This window comes from Mesorhizobium monacense (genome assembly GCF_056781675.1).
Genome location: NZ_CM165567.1, coordinates 3496968 through 3513532 on the forward strand (window position 1 = coordinate 3496968; position 16565 = coordinate 3513532).

The 16565-nt window shown below is 64.6% G+C and carries 20 protein-coding genes and 1 tRNA gene; 11 read left to right on the forward strand and 10 right to left on the reverse strand.

The window, feature by feature from the left end; translation table 11 throughout:
• Positions 1-134 precede the first annotated feature (134 nt).
• From AC1RUK_RS17070 to AC1RUK_RS17080, 3 genes are all read left to right on the forward strand, one after another.
• Positions 135-434, forward strand: a complete 300-nt coding sequence (locus AC1RUK_RS17070; protein ID WP_481834678.1) for a hypothetical protein — start codon at positions 135-137, stop codon at positions 432-434.
• A gap of 202 nt (positions 435-636) precedes the next feature.
• A tRNA-Pro gene (locus AC1RUK_RS17075) sits at positions 637-713 on the forward strand.
• A gap of 232 nt (positions 714-945) precedes the next feature.
• The gene (locus AC1RUK_RS17080; protein WP_436174003.1) at positions 946-1143 is read left to right on the forward strand and encodes a hypothetical protein; all 198 of its coding nucleotides are present in this window, start codon (positions 946-948) and stop codon (positions 1141-1143) included.
• 125 nt (positions 1144-1268) lie between these two features.
• Here the strand turns inward: AC1RUK_RS17080 and AC1RUK_RS17085 are convergent, their stop codons facing one another.
• A complete protein-coding gene (locus AC1RUK_RS17085) occupies positions 1269-2093 on the reverse strand; it encodes an alpha/beta fold hydrolase (RefSeq protein ID WP_436174002.1) in 825 nt (274 codons plus the stop codon).
• 121 nt (positions 2094-2214) lie between these two features.
• Between AC1RUK_RS17085 and AC1RUK_RS17090 the strand changes: the two genes are divergently transcribed.
• Both AC1RUK_RS17090 and AC1RUK_RS17095 read left to right on the forward strand, forming a co-directional pair.
• The gene (locus AC1RUK_RS17090; protein WP_481834677.1) at positions 2215-3225 is read left to right on the forward strand and encodes a GlxA family transcriptional regulator; all 1011 of its coding nucleotides are present in this window, start codon (positions 2215-2217) and stop codon (positions 3223-3225) included.
• Between the two features lie 75 nt (positions 3226-3300).
• Complete coding sequence (locus AC1RUK_RS17095) at positions 3301-3762, forward strand: hypothetical protein (protein ID WP_481834676.1); 462 nt, start codon at positions 3301-3303, stop codon at positions 3760-3762.
• A 195-nt stretch (positions 3763-3957) separates the two neighbouring features.
• On the opposite strand, the gene hdaA is transcribed toward AC1RUK_RS17095, so the two are convergent.
• Genes hdaA through AC1RUK_RS17110 form a run of 3 tightly spaced genes read right to left on the reverse strand, consistent with a single transcriptional unit; the run spans position 3958 to position 6393 of the window.
• Positions 3958-4662, reverse strand: a complete 705-nt coding sequence (gene hdaA, locus AC1RUK_RS17100; protein ID WP_481834675.1) for a DnaA regulatory inactivator HdaA — start codon at positions 4660-4662, stop codon at positions 3958-3960.
• Positions 4663-4667: 5 nt separating this feature from the next.
• Positions 4668-5864: an AI-2E family transporter gene (locus AC1RUK_RS17105; protein WP_481834674.1), complete on the reverse strand. Its 1197-nt coding sequence runs from the start codon at positions 5862-5864 to the stop codon at positions 4668-4670.
• Positions 5836-6393, reverse strand: coding sequence for a CDP-alcohol phosphatidyltransferase family protein (locus AC1RUK_RS17110; protein WP_481839475.1), 558 nt, complete (start codon positions 6391-6393; stop codon positions 5836-5838). The genes AC1RUK_RS17105 and AC1RUK_RS17110 overlap by 29 nt, the downstream gene beginning before the upstream one ends.
• 201 nt (positions 6394-6594) lie before the next feature.
• On the opposite strand from AC1RUK_RS17110, the gene AC1RUK_RS17115 reads away from it, so the two are divergent.
• The 4 genes from AC1RUK_RS17115 to AC1RUK_RS17130 all read left to right on the forward strand — a co-directional run bounded on the left by AC1RUK_RS17115 (position 6595) and on the right by AC1RUK_RS17130 (position 9701).
• On the forward strand, positions 6595-7227 hold the full coding sequence (locus AC1RUK_RS17115; RefSeq protein WP_481834673.1) for a hypothetical protein: 633 nt from the start codon (positions 6595-6597) through the stop codon (positions 7225-7227).
• 157 nt (positions 7228-7384) lie between these two features.
• Positions 7385-8449: a phosphoribosylformylglycinamidine cyclo-ligase gene (gene purM / locus AC1RUK_RS17120; protein WP_481834672.1), complete on the forward strand. Its 1065-nt coding sequence runs from the start codon at positions 7385-7387 to the stop codon at positions 8447-8449.
• The gene (gene purN, locus AC1RUK_RS17125) at positions 8446-9153 is read left to right on the forward strand and encodes a phosphoribosylglycinamide formyltransferase (protein ID WP_481834671.1); all 708 of its coding nucleotides are present in this window, start codon (positions 8446-8448) and stop codon (positions 9151-9153) included. Before purM ends, purN begins: the two co-directional genes overlap by 4 nt.
• 11 nt (positions 9154-9164) lie before the next feature.
• Complete coding sequence (locus AC1RUK_RS17130) at positions 9165-9701, forward strand: SixA phosphatase family protein (protein ID WP_481834670.1); 537 nt, start codon at positions 9165-9167, stop codon at positions 9699-9701.
• A gap of 79 nt (positions 9702-9780) precedes the next feature.
• Here AC1RUK_RS17130 and AC1RUK_RS17135 read toward each other — a convergent pair whose 3' ends face one another.
• Together AC1RUK_RS17135 and AC1RUK_RS17140 are read right to left on the reverse strand one after the other, a co-directional pair.
• Complete coding sequence (locus tag AC1RUK_RS17135) at positions 9781-9960, reverse strand: DUF680 domain-containing protein (RefSeq protein ID WP_481839474.1); 180 nt, start codon at positions 9958-9960, stop codon at positions 9781-9783.
• Positions 9961-9979: 19 nt separating this feature from the next.
• The gene (locus AC1RUK_RS17140; protein WP_481834669.1) at positions 9980-10213 is read right to left on the reverse strand and encodes a DUF680 domain-containing protein; all 234 of its coding nucleotides are present in this window, start codon (positions 10211-10213) and stop codon (positions 9980-9982) included.
• A gap of 454 nt (positions 10214-10667) precedes the next feature.
• Here AC1RUK_RS17140 and AC1RUK_RS17145 point away from each other — a divergent pair, with 454 nt between their 5' ends.
• Positions 10668-11336 carry a response regulator gene (locus AC1RUK_RS17145; protein WP_481834668.1) on the forward strand — a complete coding sequence of 223 codons (669 nt, stop codon included), beginning with the start codon at positions 10668-10670 and terminating at the stop codon, positions 11334-11336.
• Positions 11326-12678 (forward strand): sensor histidine kinase, encoded by a 1353-nt coding sequence (locus AC1RUK_RS17150; RefSeq protein ID WP_481834667.1) that lies wholly within the window; start codon positions 11326-11328, stop codon positions 12676-12678. Before AC1RUK_RS17145 ends, AC1RUK_RS17150 begins: the two co-directional genes overlap by 11 nt.
• Positions 12679-12682: 4 nt before the next feature.
• Here the strand turns inward: AC1RUK_RS17150 and AC1RUK_RS17155 are convergent, their stop codons facing one another.
• The 4 genes from AC1RUK_RS17155 to dapB all read right to left on the reverse strand — a co-directional run bounded on the left by AC1RUK_RS17155 (position 12683) and on the right by dapB (position 16511).
• A complete protein-coding gene (locus AC1RUK_RS17155; protein WP_481834666.1) occupies positions 12683-13561 on the reverse strand; it encodes an ABC transporter permease in 879 nt (292 codons plus the stop codon).
• A gap of 14 nt (positions 13562-13575) precedes the next feature.
• Positions 13576-14430: an ABC transporter ATP-binding protein gene (locus AC1RUK_RS17160; RefSeq protein ID WP_481834665.1), complete on the reverse strand. Its 855-nt coding sequence runs from the start codon at positions 14428-14430 to the stop codon at positions 13576-13578.
• Between the two features lie 118 nt (positions 14431-14548).
• On the reverse strand, positions 14549-15499 hold the full coding sequence (locus AC1RUK_RS17165) for an ABC transporter substrate-binding protein (protein WP_481839473.1): 951 nt from the start codon (positions 15497-15499) through the stop codon (positions 14549-14551).
• Between the two features lie 238 nt (positions 15500-15737).
• Positions 15738-16511, reverse strand: coding sequence for a 4-hydroxy-tetrahydrodipicolinate reductase (gene dapB / locus AC1RUK_RS17170; RefSeq protein ID WP_481834664.1), 774 nt, complete (start codon positions 16509-16511; stop codon positions 15738-15740).
• Positions 16512-16565: the final 54 nt, after the last annotated feature.

The window sequence follows — 16565 nt, forward strand, 5'->3', positions numbered from 1 at the left end:
CTGGCGCGCGTAACAAAGCCAACTCCTCCAGCGAATACCAAGAGTCGCCCTGCCATCCCGGCAGCGAACTGCGACAAGTGCCCGCCAGGCAAGACCGTTTCGCGCCTTGATCCGCCGGCGGCCAGGAGGAAAACATGCAGCTTCTCAAATCCGCACTCTGCCTTATCGCCCTTTCCGCGACACCGGCTCTGGCCGATGACGCCATGGGCATGATGAAAATGATGAAAGGCGGCGAGGTCGTCGCCATCATGCCGGACGGACATATGGGCACGATGATGATGAAGCCCGACGACAAGATGATGGGCGACATGATGAAGATGGCCAAGCCGCTCGATCATTGCGTCATGATAATGACCGGCGACGACGGCAAGACCTACGTCGTCGACACCTCGACGCCAGAGGCCATGAAGGCCTGCGAGAAGATGGCGATGTAGCATCGCCGGCCAGGCCGGTGCCGATCCGCCGTCATGTGGGCGCATGGCGGCGCACGGCCATCCGCTCGGAGCCGGCAATCCCGTCTCTGGCGTCCAGGGAGGCGATCGCGGCGGCTTTTCGCGCCACTGCCGCACTTTGCGCGGTTTCATCGCTCAAGGGGGTTGCGCGGCAAGGCCCGGAACCTTATACGCCGCAGCAACTCGGAGTGTAGCGCAGCCTGGTAGCGCATCTGGTTTGGGACCAGAGGGTCGGGAGTTCGAATCTCTCCACTCCGACCATTTCCCTACATGAACGATACGATCCCGGCAGTGACGACTGTTCTGTCGCCTCGGCTGCCATGCCTGCCGTTCGATCCCCACGCGGTTTCCTGCAACCGCCGTTGGAGCGCGATTTCAGAATGTATCGTTTTAGCACAATTCCCAATTGCTGGACTTGCGCCGGCCGTCGGTGGTTAAATTTTTGCGTCTGACCAAGGAGGGGACAGGGTCGTAGAACGGGAGGAGACAGTGCATGGAATATGAGTTCGAGAGACGCAGTCAAGCTGACGACCAGCCGTATGAAGTTACCTCTTTCGCCAAAAAATATGGCCTGACGATCCCAGCCGCGGACGCGGTTCTTTTCGCCAAAGGCCCGTCTCGCACGGCATGCGACGCCGCCGCACTGGCCTTCCTCTGCGCGATCGCCGCCAGAAAACAATCGGCGCGCTAGCTTCCATGAATTCGACAGCGAGGCGCGGCGAAGGTCTTTCTCGCCGCGCATGACCGCCAAAGCGGCCATTTGTCTCCAAAGGCGGCTCGCGTCGTGGCCGCCACGCCTGCATCGGCAATGCCGCGTCAGCTCTGGATGAAGGCCAGCAGGTCCGGGTTGATGATCTCCGGATGCGTGGTGCACATGCCATGCGACAGGCCCTCATAGACCTTCAGCGTGCCTTGCTTGACCAGCTTTGCCGCCAGCAGGGCCGAATCCTCGATTGGCACGATCTGGTCGTCGCCGCCATGCATGATCAGCACGGGCACGTCGAGCTTCCTGAGATCGTCGGTGAAGTCGGTCTCGGAGAAAGCCTTGATGCAGTCGTAGTGGGCCTTGGCGCCGCCCATCATGCCTTGGCGCCACCAATTGTCGATGACCCCTTGCGAGACCTTGGCGCCGTCGCGGTTGAAGCCGTAGAACGGACCCGCCGGAACATCCCTGAAGAACTGGGCGCGGTTGGCGACAAGAGCTGCGCGAAAGCCGTCGAAGACCTCTATCGGCAGGCCGCCCGGGTTGCTGTCGGACTTGACCATGATGGGCGGCACCGCACCGATCAGCACCGCCTTGGCGACGCGGCCGCCGCCGTGGCGGGCAACGTAGCGCGCCACCTCGCCACCGCCGGTCGAATGGCCGATATGGACGGCATGCTTGAGATCGAGATGCTCGGCAAGTGCTGCGACGTCGGCGGCATAGGTGTCCATGTCGTTGCCGGTCGCGGTCTGCGAGGAACGGCCATGGCCGCGCCGGTCATGGGCGATGACGCGAAAACCCTTGTCGAGGAAGAACAGCATCTGGTTGTCCCAGTCGTCGGAACTGAGCGGCCAGCCGTGATGGAAAACGACTGGCTGGCCGGTGCCCCAATCCTTGTAGAATATCTCGGTACCGTCGCTGGTGGTGAATGTGCTCATCGTCCTGCTCCTGAAGTTGGATGGTTGTCGGGGAAGGTTCGCTCCTTCTGTAGACAAGCTAGTGAAGCTCGGCCATGGTGAGGATTGGCAAAACAGACATTGAACGAGGCAAAACTGACAGATGGCCGCTGTGCGTGATCCGATCGAAATCGGACTCGTCGTCTATCCCGGCGCGCAGCAGGCGGCCGTGCTTGGGCTCACCGATCTTTTCATGCTTGCCGACCAGCTGGCGCAGGCGCGGTCGACACAGGCGCCGCGGCTTCGCGTCAGCCATTGGCAATTGCAGGACGATGCCATCATCCGTAGCTTCGACAGCGGGCCGAAGGGCAGCGAGCCCAGGCCCGACAACGGGCCGGCCATGGCCATCCTGCCGCCGACCCTCGGCGATCCGATCGCACGCGAGGCGGCGGCACCCTATGCCGAGTGGCTGAGAGCCCGCCACGCAGCAGGCGCGACGCTGGGCTCGGTCTGCGCCGGTGCCTTCGTGCTTGCCGAAACCGGCCTGCTGTCCAGCCGCGCTGCCACGACGCACTGGGCCTATAGCGAGGCGCTGGCCAAACGCTTTCCCGATATCCTGCTCGACGCTGACAGGCTGGTCATCGACGATGGCGACATCATCACCGCCGGCGGCTACATGGCCTGGACCGATCTCGGCCTCAAGCTGGTCGACAGGATGCTTGGCCCGGCAGTCATGATGGCGACGGCGCGCTTTATGCTGGTCTACCCGCCGGGACGCGAGCAGCGTTTCTACAGCCCCTTCGCGCCGCGGCTGAGCCATGGCGACGAGGCGATCCTCAAGGTGCAGCACTGGCTGCAGGCAAGGGGCGCGCGCGATGTCACGCTCGGCTCTATGGCCGAGCAGGCCGGGCTGGAGGAGCGAACCTTCCTGCGCCGCTTCCGCAGCGCCACCGGCCTCAAGCCAACCGAATATTGCCAGCACCTGCGGGTCGGCAAGGCGCGCGACATGCTGGAAATGACGACGCGATCCGTCGACCAGATCGCCTGGGACGTCGGCTATGACGACCCCGGCTCGTTTCGAAAAGTGTTCGCCAGGATAACGGGGCTGGTGCCGGGAGATTACAGGCGGCGCTTCGGCGTGGAGCGAGCCGGGCAGGCCGGCGAGGAGGGCTGAGGCCTTGACGTGGCGCTTGACGTCAAGTCATCTTCAAGGACTGCCGGGGTGGCGGTTTGGGGCTACGCAAGTAGAATGGGCGCTTCCTATCCTGGTGAAGGAGCAACAGCTGAGCAGATCCTGAAACTCGCTAGCGAGTTCAGACTGGCCGCGAACCACTTGTTTGAAAATCGACGCAAGGGCAATGCGCTTTCATTGGTGCCATGTCGTTTCGCCGCGCTTCACGCAATCGAACTCTACCTGAATGCCCATCTGCTGCTGACTGGTTCTGATCACAAGTCGGTGCGCGGCTTGCAGCATGATTTTGCCGAACGCACCTCGAGAGCGGCCGCCTCGGGACTTTCCCTGCGAAAACGCACGGCACACCACCTGACCAATCTTACGGGGAGCCGGGAGTATCTGGTGACGCGATATGGTCCGGAGATGGCCACCACCCTGTCGCAGATCAACAGGCTGATGGCGACCTTGAACGAAATTGCCACGAAAGTGGAGGACCGCTTGGGAATTAGGATCGATACGCCCATTCGGGCGACATAAGAAGGCAAGCTCGCCGGGCGAGGACCCCAACCGCCACAACTCCCGGCGAGCCTACAACCTGATTTGGAACGCAATCAGGACCGGGGGTTAAGCCGGCAAACTGGTGCTGCAAGATGGATGCCAGTGATTTGATCCCGAAATGGGACAGCGGCGACCGCCTTCTCCTCCTGAGAAGGGAAGCTTTTCGTCAGGCGCCTAAATCTCGAACTCGCCCTGCCCTTCGTCCATGGCGCTGACGGTCTCGGCGGCGAGCGCGCGGGTGATCGGCGTCTTGCGCTCCAGGGCTATGCGGTCGAGCCGTTCGACGACGCGCATGGCGGTGGCCAGCGAGCGCTCGATGCGGCGCACCAAATATTGCACGACATGCGGCTCGACCTCGACCTGGCGGTCGGCGAACAGCTTTGTGATGACGCCCGCGAGCAGGAGGTCGTCGGGCTCGTGGATCTCGACCGTTGCCGCCGCCTTCAGCCGCGAGACAAGATCAGGAAGCGCCACACCCCAGGCCAGTGGAAAACGCCGCGCTGTCAACAGCAGGGTCGAGCCGGCGCCGCGCACGGCGTTGATGAGGTGGAACAGGCCCGCCTCATCAATCCGTGCCTTGTCGACATCGTCGATCAGCGCCGGCCTGTCGCCGAGGCCGGCGATGCGGTCTTCGATGCGGTTTGCCTCGATCGCCACTGCCTTGGCCCGCGCGTGCCAAATCGAGGCCAGATGCGTCTTGCCCGAGCCTGCCGGGCCGGCCAGCACCACCACCGGCGACGGCCAATCCGGCCAGCGGTCGACCAGCGCTGCGGCCTGGCTGTTGGTGCCGGAGACGACGAGCTCGTCGCGCGAATAGCCGGTGCCGTGGCCGAGATCGAGCGGCAGCTGGCGCGGCGGGTCGGTTTTCTGGTCAGCCATCAGGCTCAGCCACGCGGTTCCTTGCGGCGGTTGGCCGGCAGCGGCGGGACGGGTTCGGTGGCATGGCCCTTGTAGAGCGGCGATTCGAGATAGCGGGCAATGGCAAAGCGCACCAGCACGGCCACGGCGGCCGAGGCCGGCACGGCGATCAACAGGCCGACGAAGCCGAACAGCGCGCCGAAGGCAAACAGCGCGAACATCAGCCACACCGGATGCAGGCCGACGCTTTTGCCGACCAGCCGCGGCTGCAAAATGTTGCCCTCGATGAACTGGCCGACGAAGAACACGGCGGCCACCGCCACAACCATCATCCAGTCCGGCAAGAACTGGACGAAGGCGACCCCGACGGCCAGCACCAGCCCGGTCAGCGAGCCGACATAGGGTATGAAGGAGATCAGCCCGGCAAACAGGCCGATCAGGATGCCGAAATTGAGCCCGGTCAGCGTCAGGCCGGTGGCGTACATGGCGCCCAGCACAAGGCAGAGCGTGCCTTGGCCGCGCACGAAGCCGGCGGTGGCGGTGTTGATGTCCCTGGCGATCGCCCTGACCGTCTGGACATAGTCGCGCGGCACCCAGCTGTCGACGATCGCCACCATGCGGTCCCAGTCGAGCAGCATGTAGAAAGCGACCACGGGCGTGACCACGAACAGGCTGACCACCGAGACCAGCGCCACGCCCGAACTCCAGATCGAGGTGAAGACGGTGCTCAACAAACCGAAGCCGGAGGTGAGCAGCGAGTTCAGCCCGTCACGCAGGCTATTGGCGTTGACGCCGAATTTCTGTTCCAGCCATATCGGGTCGAAGCTGGTGATCAGTCCCTGCAGGCGGGTCAGGTATTCCGGCAGCTTGCCGGCGAAATCGGCCATCTGCGTGGCCAGCACCGGCACAAGGATGACGAAGGCCAGCACCAGGACGACGATGAAGGCAATGAGGATAACCACCGTCGCCATCAGCCTGGAGAGGCCGAGCCGTTGCAGCCGGTCGGCGACGGGATCGAGGAAATAGGCCAACACCATGCCGGCGACGAACGGCAGCAGGATGCTGGAGAAGACGTAGAGGAACAGCGCCGGCAGCACGGCCGTGGCCAGCCAGAAGAAGATCTGGCGGCGGAACGCAAGAGACGCAGCTTCGCCGGCCGCCGCGACCTCGGCGGCCGCTTCGATCGATCCTTGATCAGGTGCCCGGTGTGGAGCCTTCGCCATAGCCGCTCATATGCCTCAGCCAGCCCACGAGATAGGCCGCGGCCGAAGCCACGGTCAAGACCCCGGACAGCAATATGAGCGCGGGCCTCAGCGGGTCGAGATGGATGTCGAAGGCAAGCTCGCCCAGCACCACCGCCGCCAGCACGATCTGGATGGCGGTGTTGGCCTTCGACACGAAGAGCGGCTTCATCTCGACCGGGTGCGCCATCACGGTCGACAAAAGCACCGCGCAGATGATCAGCGCATCGCGCGACACCATGGTGACGACCAGCCACAGCGGCAGCTCGCCGATGAAGCCCATGACCACGAACACCGAAACCAGCAGCACCTTGTCGGCCATCGGGTCGAGATAGGCACCGAGCTCGGAATGCTGGTTGTAGCGGCGGGCGATGAAACCGTCGACGCCATCGGAAATGCCGGCGACGAGGAAGCCGGCAAACGCCCAGCCCCAGTGCGCCTGCAACATGGCCAGCACCACGGCGGGCACCAGCAGAAAGCGCATGATCGTGATCATGTTGGGGATGGTCAAACGCATGTCCCGTCGCTTCTGTTTTGCTGATTGATGATGGAGATGAAGGGTGGGTGCAAGCACCAATGGCGAAACGCGTTCCGTCCAAGGGTTTGTCGAGGTGCACCTGACTGCGACGGTGTTGGGGGAATAAGGGCACGCAGCGGATGGACTCTTCAGCGACCAGCAAGGCACCATGGCACTACAATGAGGAGTCGAACCTTGTCCTTGCCCGTTGGCGAAGCGCGTCAGTATCTTGATACGGCCATGAGGGAACGAGGCTTTCGCCGCATCCGGAAAGGTGTCTTCGAAGTCGACCGGAGCGACGGCATCAGCCTGATTCTCGAAGAGGCCTTCACTGGAGGCGATGGCGATGTTCATGTGAACATGCTCGTTTATCTGGACTTTCTCACTGTCCGGCCATTGCTTGAAAGGCTGTACGGCAAAAAATGGATCTGGACTGGACTGGCGCAGTTTTTTCCCGAGACGATTTTCAACAATGAGCTAAAATCTTACGCTCGCTATTTCAGTCATCTTGACCGAGCGAGCATCGACACGTTGTTAGGGAAGTATGTTGAGCTGGCGCTGCGCATCAGGGCCGAGAACCCGGACATCGCCGCTTACGTCGCCGGAAACAGCGAGCCGCTCGACATGCCTTACAAACTCACCCAACCCTCCGCAGCCGATATCTTGGCGCTGATCGCCTGCGAAATCGAACTTGGGCACTATGACCGGGTGAAGCGTGCCGTGCACTGGTTTCGAACCGACAATGGCGGGATAGCGCTGAGTGAGTATGGCAAGGCACTGCTCGATCGCGTCGACATGGTGCTGAGGGAACGTGAGGGGCGTCCGTAAGGGCGAGGCGGCAAGGGCCAAGCTCTCCACGCTTTTATCGGGGAGCAACCCCCTCCATAACACCGTCATCCTTGCGAGGCGGGGCCGTTCATGCGAAGAGCCCGCAAGTGAGTGAAAACAGCGATGGGCAAGCGCAACAGATGAGCAAGCGCCGGAAATGAGCAAGCGCAAGAACGGGCTCACCTATGCCGAGGCGGGCGTCGACATCGATGCCGGCAATCTGATGGTCGAGAAGATCAAGCCGCTGGTGCGCGCGACGCGCCGGCCGGGCGCCGATGGCGAGATCGGCGGTTTTGGCGGCTTGTTCGACCTCAAGGCCGCCGGCTTCACCGATCCGGTGCTGGTCGCCGCCAATGACGGCGTCGGCACCAAGCTGAAGATCGCCATCGACGCCGGCAAGCACGACACGATCGGCATCGACCTCGTCGCCATGTGCGTCAACGACATCGTCGTGCAGGGCGCGGAGCCGCTGTTCTTCCTCGACTATTTCGCCACCGGCAAGCTCGATCCCGACCAGGGTGCCGCGATTGTCGGCGGCATTGCCGAGGGCTGCCGCCAGGCCGGCTGCGCGCTGATCGGCGGCGAGACGGCCGAGATGCCCGGCATGTATCACGGCAACGACTACGACCTTGCCGGCTTTGCCGTGGGTGCCGCCGAACGCGGCCAGTTGCTGCCGACCGACGACATCGTCGAGGGCGACGTGCTTCTAGGCCTCGCCTCCTCCGGCCTGCACTCCAACGGCTTTTCGCTGGTGCGCCGCATCGTCGGCGTGAGCGGTCTTGCCTGGAGCGACCCGGCGCCGTTCAACGACGAGTCGACGCTGGCCGAGGCGCTGCTCGAGCCGACGCGCATCTACGTCAAGTCGATCCTCAAAGCGATCCGCAACACGCATGGCATCAAGGCGCTGGCGCACATCACCGGCGGCGGCTTCCCGGAAAACATCCCGCGCGTGCTGCCGAAGGATTTCTCCGCCGAACTCGACCTCGAGGCCATCGAGGTGCCGGCGGTGTTCTCGTGGCTGGCCAAGACCGGCGGCGTCGCGCCGGAAGAGATGATGCGCACCTTCAATTGCGGCATCGGCATGATCCTCGCCGTCGCCTCCGGCCAGGCGGCGCAGGTCGCCGCCGTGCTGCAGGAGGCCGGCGAGACGGTGACGCCGATCGGCCGCATCGTGCCGCGCCGCGACGCCGGCGTCATCTATCGGGGCTCGATCGGCCTATGAACAAGAAACGCACCGTGGTGCTGATTTCGGGGCGCGGCTCCAACATGACGGCGCTGATCGCCGCGGCGGCGGACCCGGCCTATCCGGCCGAGATCGTCGGCGTCATTTCCGACCGGGCCAACGCGGCCGGGCTTGCCATCGCGCAGGCGCGGGGCATCCCGACGAAGGTCATCGTACGCGCCGACTATGCCAGCAAGGAAGCGCATGACGGGGCGATCGACGCCGCGCTCGTGGGCTTCGGCGCCGAGATCGTGGCGCTCGCCGGCTACATGCGCATCCTCGGCGCCCGCTTCGTCGAGAAATGGCTGGGGCGGATGGTCAACATCCACCCTGCCCTGCTGCCGGCCTTCAAGGGGCTGGACACCCATGCCCGGGCGCTCCGTGCCGGCATGCGCATCCATGGCTGCACGGTGCATTTCGTCACGCTCGACATGGATGACGGCCCGATCATCGCCCAGGCGGCGGTGCCGGTCATGGTCGGCGACAATGAGGACACGCTGGCCGCACGGGTGCTCAAGGCCGAGCACCGGCTCTATCCGCTGGCGTTGGGACTGGTCGCCGAAGGCAAGGCGCGCATGGAGAAGGGCCACACCGTGCTCGCCCACTTCGCCGACGACGCGGAGAACGGCACCTCGGTGGTGATGGCGCCGGACCCGCTGCGCGAAGAGCGCGATCTTGAGCAACTGGCGCGGATCACGCCGTAAGAGAGGCTGGCATGGCGACAACCAGGCAACTAACCAGGCACCTGCTTGTACTTCGCCACGCCAAGTCGAGCTGGGACGACCCCAAGCTCACCGATTTCGACCGGCCACTCGGACCGCGCGGGCTGAAGACTGCGCCTCTGATGGGGCGCGAGCTGGCCAGGCGCGGATGGCTGCCGGATCTGGCGCTGGTGTCGTCGGCGCTGCGCACCCGCGACACATGGCGGCTGGTCTCGGCGGAACTGCCAAAAAAAGTGCCGGCCGATTTTGCCCTGGCGCTCTACGAAGCCGCAGCCGCGGACATTCTGGCCAAGGTGCGGCAGGCAAAGTCGAAGGCAGGCAGCCTTCTGGTGATCGGTCACAATCCCGGGCTGGAAGAGTTCGCACGCCAGCTTGCCGGCGACGGATCGGATGCCGGGGCGCTGAAAAGGCTCGAAGAGAAATTCCCGACCGCGGCGCTGGCCCGTTTTGACGTCGATGGCGACTGGGCGGATCTCACCTTCGGCAGTGGCCGGCTGACGCATTGCCTCAGGCCGAAGGAATTGGGCTAGCCGCGCTTCGTTGCAGAACAGCGACAGAGAGCGGCGGGACAAGCCCGCCGCCTTGAGGTCTTTTCGCGGATCGAACCGATCAGCGATTGCCGAACAGGTTGCGGTCGGCGCCCTGGGTCAGCGGCCTCTGGACCGACGCGTCCGTCGTCCTGATCGAAGCCGTCACGGTGCTGTCGACCACAGCAGTCGCCGGCTGGTTGGCGTTGGCCGAGCCATAATTTTCGCTGCCAGCGAAAGCGGCGCCGGTGGCAACGAGGATGGCGGGATCGGGTCCGCGCTTAGCGGCCCCAGATGCCCTGGCCGGATTCCGGCTGGACCGAATCGGGCGTCAACTTGAAGCCGTTGTGCTCGACCGGCTTGCGGATCGAAGCCGTGAAGCTGTGGTCCAGATTGTCGGCAGGCGCGGTAACGGCCGGCTGGTTGACGTTGTTCGAACCATAGTGGTCGCTGCCCGCGAAGGCGCTGCCCGTGGCAACGAGGATGGCGGCGGCGGCAAGAGCGATCTTGGTCATTTCAGGTACTCCGGTAGTTCACTGTTCTGTCCGTCAAGTGGCGTGCCTTGGGAGGAATTCGCGTCGCTCGGACCACCCCCAGATGGGTCTGTGGTACTGCCATTTCCAGTCACGAAGATGTGCCCGAAAAACCTCAGGAACGGCGCTTGAAATCCGGCCGGAGGCTTCCCCCGCCATAATCTTATCAAGCGATATCATATGGTTAGGCGAATACACCTCGTTCCGGCGACAAGATTTTCCGAGCCGGCGTTCACACTGTCGTGCACGTTTATGGCAATTGACAGGAGTTGCGCCGCCCAAAGGCCAGTGACAATGTTTGCCAGCTTGGAGTTTGCCTTGCGGGCGGATCGATATTATCCGTTGTCACGGGCATCCAATCGGACGCTGCCTGGCCGCGTTCGTCGGAAACACCCGATGAGACCCGGCGGGCAGCATTCCTGAACAGCGATAGAAAATGCGGCTGCTGCTTGTCGAAGACAATCGCGAACTGGCCGATTGGCTGGGCAAGACCTTGCGCCAGGCGAACTATGTCGTCGATGTCGTGCATGACGGCGAGGATGTCGAGCATGCTTTGGCCGCAGGCGACCATGCGCTTGTCATTCTCGACCTGGCACTGCCGCGCATGGGCGGGCTGGAGGTGCTGCGCATGCTCAGGGGGCGCGGCAACCGGGTGCCGATCATCGTACTGACCGCCAACGCCAGCCTCGACGGCCGTGTCAAGGGCCTCAACGAAGGCGCCGACGACTATCTGGCCAAGCCGTTCCAGGTCGAGGAGCTGGAGGCACGCATCCGCGTGCAGCTGCGCCGCGTCAACGATCGGACAGCACCTGTCGTTGCCTGCGGCGATCTCGTCTTCGACACCAACACGCGGCTGTTTTCGGTGGCCGGCGACACGCTGGCGCTGACGCCGCGCGAGCATGCGGTGCTGGAGCAATTGATGGTCAAGGCCAGGCGCACGGTGAGCAAGGCGGCGCTGTCGTCGGCGATCTTCGATTTCGAGACAGACGCCGACCCCAGCGCCATCGAGATCTATGTGCATAGGCTGCGCAAGAAGCTCGAAGGATCGCGGGTCCAGATCGCCACCTTGCGTGGCCTCGGTTACCTGCTGCGCGATGCCAGTTAGAAGCCTCCGCCTGCAGCTGCTGGCCTGGGTGGTGCTGCCGCTCGCCGGGCTCGCCACCATCAATTTGTGGACCAGCCACCGCAGCGCGCTGGCGACCGCGGACCTGGTCACGGATCGCATGCTGGTAGGGTCGGCACGCGCGATTGCCGAGCAGGTCGCCATCGTCGACGGCGTTCTCGACGCCACGGTGCCGCCAGCGGCGATCGAGATGTTCGACACCGGCGACCGCGACAGCGTCTATTATCATGTCGAGACCGCCGGCGGACGGCTGCTGACCGGCTATCCCGACCTGCCCGTTGCGCCGGGGCGCCCCAGCATGGAAGCCGCCTATCGCGACCACACGCTGCGGCTGCTGACGTTCAGCCATGCGGTGGTCGGCGCCGGCTCGGACTCGCCGATATCCGTCACCGTCGGCGTCACGCTGGCCGGACACGACACGATGGTACAGCATTTGTGGTTCAGCGCCTTCGCCCAGCAGCTGGCGCTGGTGGCGATTGCCGGCGTCTTCGTGCTGCTCGGCCTAAGCCGCGGCCTGGCGCCGCTGATCAGGCTGCGCGACGCTGTGCGCTCGCCAAGCCGCAGCGATCTCGACCCGATCGAAGTCACTGGCGCGCAGAGCGAGATCCGGCCACTGATCGATGCGCTCAACGTCTATATGGAGCGGGTGCGGGCACAGATGGCGGCGCAGCGCCGCTTCATCGCGAATGCCGCGCATCAGCTGCGCACGCCGCTGGCGCTGTTGTCGACGCAGGCGAGCTACGCGCTGCGCGAAAGTGCCGTCGAGGCGCGCCAGGAGGCGCTGGTGGCGCTGCAAGCCAGCTCTGGCCGGCTGGCGCGGCTGGCCGAACAGCTGCTCACCCTGTCGCGGGCCGAGCCCGGCAGCCGGCGGCCGCGCGCCGACCGCGTCGACCTGACCGAGGCCGCCCGCCATGTTCTGGAGACGCAGGCGCCGGCGGCGCTCGCGCGCAACATCGACCTCGGTCTTGACGAAACCGGGCCGGTGACGGTGGTCGGTGACGGCACCATGCTGCGCGAGATGATCGTCAACCTGGTCGACAATGCGTTGCGCTACACGCCGGCCGGCGGCACCGTCACGGTCAAGCTGGCCGCCATCGATGTCGAAGCCGTGCTGACGGTGGCCGACGACGGACCGGGCATACCCGCTGAAGAACGCGACCATGTCTTCGAGCGCTTCTACCGCATCGCCGGCGCCACCGAGGAAGGCAGCGGACTTGGCTTGGCCATCGTGCGCGAGGTGGCCGAAAATGCCGGCGGCCGCGTCACCCTTGCGGACGGCGCGGCCGGCGGCCTGGTGGTCGAGGTGCGGCTGCCTCTGGCCTGATCGATCAGGTACCCTGCTCGTTGAACGGAGCAGGCCGCCATTTGACGACGTAGTTCTCGAAGCGGGTAATGATGAATTCCACCACCAGCGCCATCACCGCCAGGATGATCATGGCGGCAAACACGCCGTTGGCATTGAAGGCGCCCTGCGCCGTCGAGATCAGCAGGCCCATGCCTTGCTTGGCGCCGAGGAATTCGCCGACCACGGCACCGACAAGCGCGAAGCCGAAGCTGACATGGAGACTCGCCAAGATCCAGCTCATCGCCGAGGGGATGATGACAGTGCGGGTGATCTGGAACGGCGAGGCGCCTAATATCTGGGCGTTGGCGATCATTGCCCGGTCGGCCTCGCGCACGCCCTGGAAGGCATTGGCGAAGACGACGAAGAACACCATCACCACCGCCAGCGCCACCTTGGAAGCCATGCCGAGGCCAAGCGCGATGATGAACACCGAGCCGAGCACGACGCGCGGCACCGAGTTGGCGATCTTGATGTAGATCGAAAAGACATCGGCGAGCAGCCGGTTGCGGCCAAGGATGATGCCGGCGGCGATGCCGCCAAGGGCACCGATGACGAAGCCGAGGAAGGTCTCCTCCAGCGTCACATAGATCTGCAGCCATAGCGGACCTTGCGAAGTGCCTTCGGTGATCCACGACCAGACCTGCTGCCAGATGCCGGACGGGCTGGCGAAGAAGAACGGATCGATGAAATTGTAATCGGCGCCGAGTTCCCACAGGCCGAGGAAGACGACGAGGATAGCCAGGCGCAGGCCGATGACCAGCGCATGGCGGCGGCGCAGCCGCGCCCTCGCCCGGCTTTCGGCAACGGCGATGGAGGCGTCGCGCGTGGCGGCATGGTCGGCGATGGAAGAGATGGCGGTCATGGCGGTGTCTCCTCTCAATGGCCGGTCCGCAAGGTGCGGCTCTGGCCGAGCTGCACTTCCTCGCGCAAATCGTTCCAGATCACCTTGGCGATCTCGATGAATTTCGGATCGTAGCGGATGTCGGCCATGACGCGCGGGCGCGGCAGGTCGATGCGGTAGACGCTCTTGACCGTGCCCGGCCCCGCCGTCAGCACATAGACCTTGTCGGCCAGCGCCACCGCCTCCTCGAGGTCGTGGGTGACGAAGACGACCGAGGATTTCTGCTCCGACCACAGGCCCAGCAGCTCGTCCTGCATGGCCGTGCGGGTCTGCATGTCGAGCGCGCTGAACGGCTCGTCCATCAAAAGGATCTTGGGCTGGTTGATGAAGGTCTGGGCGAGCGCAACGCGCTTGCGCATGCCGCCGGAGAGCTGGTGCGGATAGTGCTTTTCGAAGCGCCCGAGGCCGACGCGGCCGATCCAGTCGCGCGCCCGCTCATAGGCCTGCGCCGTGGCCATGCCACGATAGAGCGGCCCGGCGGCGACATTGTCGATGACGCTGCGCCACGGAAACAGCGCATCGGCCTGGAAGACGAAGCCGATGTCGCGGCTGATCTCGGTGACGGGGCTGCCCATGACGCGGACATTGCCCGTCGTCGGACGCAACAGGCCGGTGACGAGATTGAGCGTCGTCGACTTGCCGCAGCCGGTCGGCCCGACGACGCAGGCGAACTCGCCGCGCGCCACCGTCATGGTGAAGTCGCGGATCGCCGTCATCATGTGGCCGTCAGGCGTGACGAAGCGTAGCGTCACGTCGTCGATGGCGATCGCCGCATCGGCCGGCGGCGCGGCCTGAGACAACCTCTCGGCCGCCATGGGTTGCAGTTGCATGGCACACTCCTGTCGCGATGGGGCAAGCGAGCCCACAGCGCAGCCGCGGGTCTCCTGGTGGTTCTGGCAATGGGCTGCGCCGCCGGTTTGATTCAAGCGAACGGCGCAAGCCCTTGTTCTACTTGGCGGCGTCGACGAATGCCGTCGTATAGGTCTTCGACAGGTCGATCTGCTTGCCCTGCAGGCTCTTGGAGAATGTCGAAAGAACCTTGAGCACGGTCGGCGGGCCGTCGGCCGGCATGCGGCCGTCGGGCGTGAACATCGCCTTGCCGCCGGCCAGCCCCTGTACGTAGAGGTCCCTGTTGCCGGCGTAATAGTCCTTCGGCATCTTGTCGGCGATCTCCTCGGCCGAATGGGTGGCGATGAATTTCATCGTCTTGACGAAGGCATTGGCGAGCTTCTGTGCCTCGTCCTTGTGGTCCTCGAGCCAGGCGGACTGGACGTAGAAGGACGCCGCCGGATAGGGGCCGCCGAGCGCTTCCTTGGTCTTTTCCGGCGTGCGCATGTCGACCAGAACGCTGGCCTCGCCGGTCTTCAGCAATTGGGCAATGGTCGGTTCGGTGGTCATGCCGGCCTGGATCTGATCCTGCTTGACTGCAGCGATGAAGGTGTTGCCGGCGCCGACCGGCAGCAGCGTGTAGTCGCCGGGCTTCAGCCCGTTGCGAACGGCAAGATACTGGCTCAGGAAATCGGTCGAGGAGCCAAGACCGGTGACGCCGAGCGTGGCGCCCTTGAAGTCGGCCGGCGACTTGATCTCGGGGTGCTTGGCGGACACCAGCTCGACCTCACCCGGCGCCTGGCTGAACTGGACGATCGACTGGATGTACTTGCCCTTCGACTGCAGGTCGACAGTGTGGTCGTAGAAACCGACAACGCCCTGCACGGCGCCGGCCAGCAACTCATTTTCGGCCTCGACGCCGGCGCGCGAATTGACCAGCTCGACATCGAGCCCCTGATCCTTGAAGTAGCCGAGCTGCTGGGTGAGCACGGCCGGTAGGTAGATCTGCTTTTCCATGCCGCCAACGATGATGGTGATCTTGTCGGCGGCCGATGCCGCCGTGGCACCCATGGCGGCGATGGCAAGCGTCAGCGCTGCTGAACGCAAGGCGCACTTCGAGATAAAACCGGTCACAAAACTTCCTCCACCTAGGCGGCGCGCCAAAAGGCTGCGCCGCATTTCCTCCTCGCCGGCCACCAGGACCGGTCACGCGGTGAACACCGCGGCACCGTCATGGCATGCCCAAGCTTTCAGCTGGCTTTCAGCCGTTTGATGACGGTAACTAGTCGAAATCAGCCAGAATTGCTCGTCACGAGGCGTTGAACCCCAGGACGTCGCGCATGTCGTATTCACCGGGCGAGCGTCCGGCCACCCAGAGGGCGGCGGCGATGGCGCCGCGCGCGAACATGACGCGGTCGCCGGCCGAATGCGACAGGGTGACCATCTCTCCCTCGGCGCAGAAGCTGACACTGTGCTCGCCGACGATGCCGCCGCCGCGCATCACCGCGAAGCCGATCTCGCCGGGTGGACGCGGCCCGGTAATGCCGTCGCGAGCACGGCGCGCCACGCCGTCGCGTTCGGTGCCGCGTCCCCTGGCAGCGGCCTCGCCCAGCATCAGCGCCGTGCCCGACGGCGCGTCGACCTTGGAGCGATGATGCGCCTCGAATATCTCGACATCCCAATCCTCGGGATCGAGTGCGCTTGCCGTCTGCTCGACCAGTCCAGTCAGCAAGTTGAGCCCGAGAGAGTAACTGCCGGAGCGAACGATGGCGACGGTTTTGGCAGCAGCGGCTATGGCGGCGAGCTCCCGGTCGTCGAAGCCGGTCGAGCCGATCACCAGAGCCGGCCCGCCACGAGCGGCGCAGGTTTCGGCCAATGCCACGGACGCTGCAGGCGTGGTGAAGTCGACGATGACATCGGCTGATACAAGCGCCTCGTCGCGGCTGACCAGCCCCGCGCCGGTAATGCCTGGCCGATGGAAGCAAGCGGCCAGCGCCAGCCGCGGATCAGCCTCGACAGCTTCCACCATCTGGCGGCCCATGCGGCCGAGCGCACCGGCGACGGCTATCCTGAGGGGTGGCATGGCGTTTCCTGTTGAAATGCGAGTCGGAACAATCGTCTAGCACGCCGCCTTGCC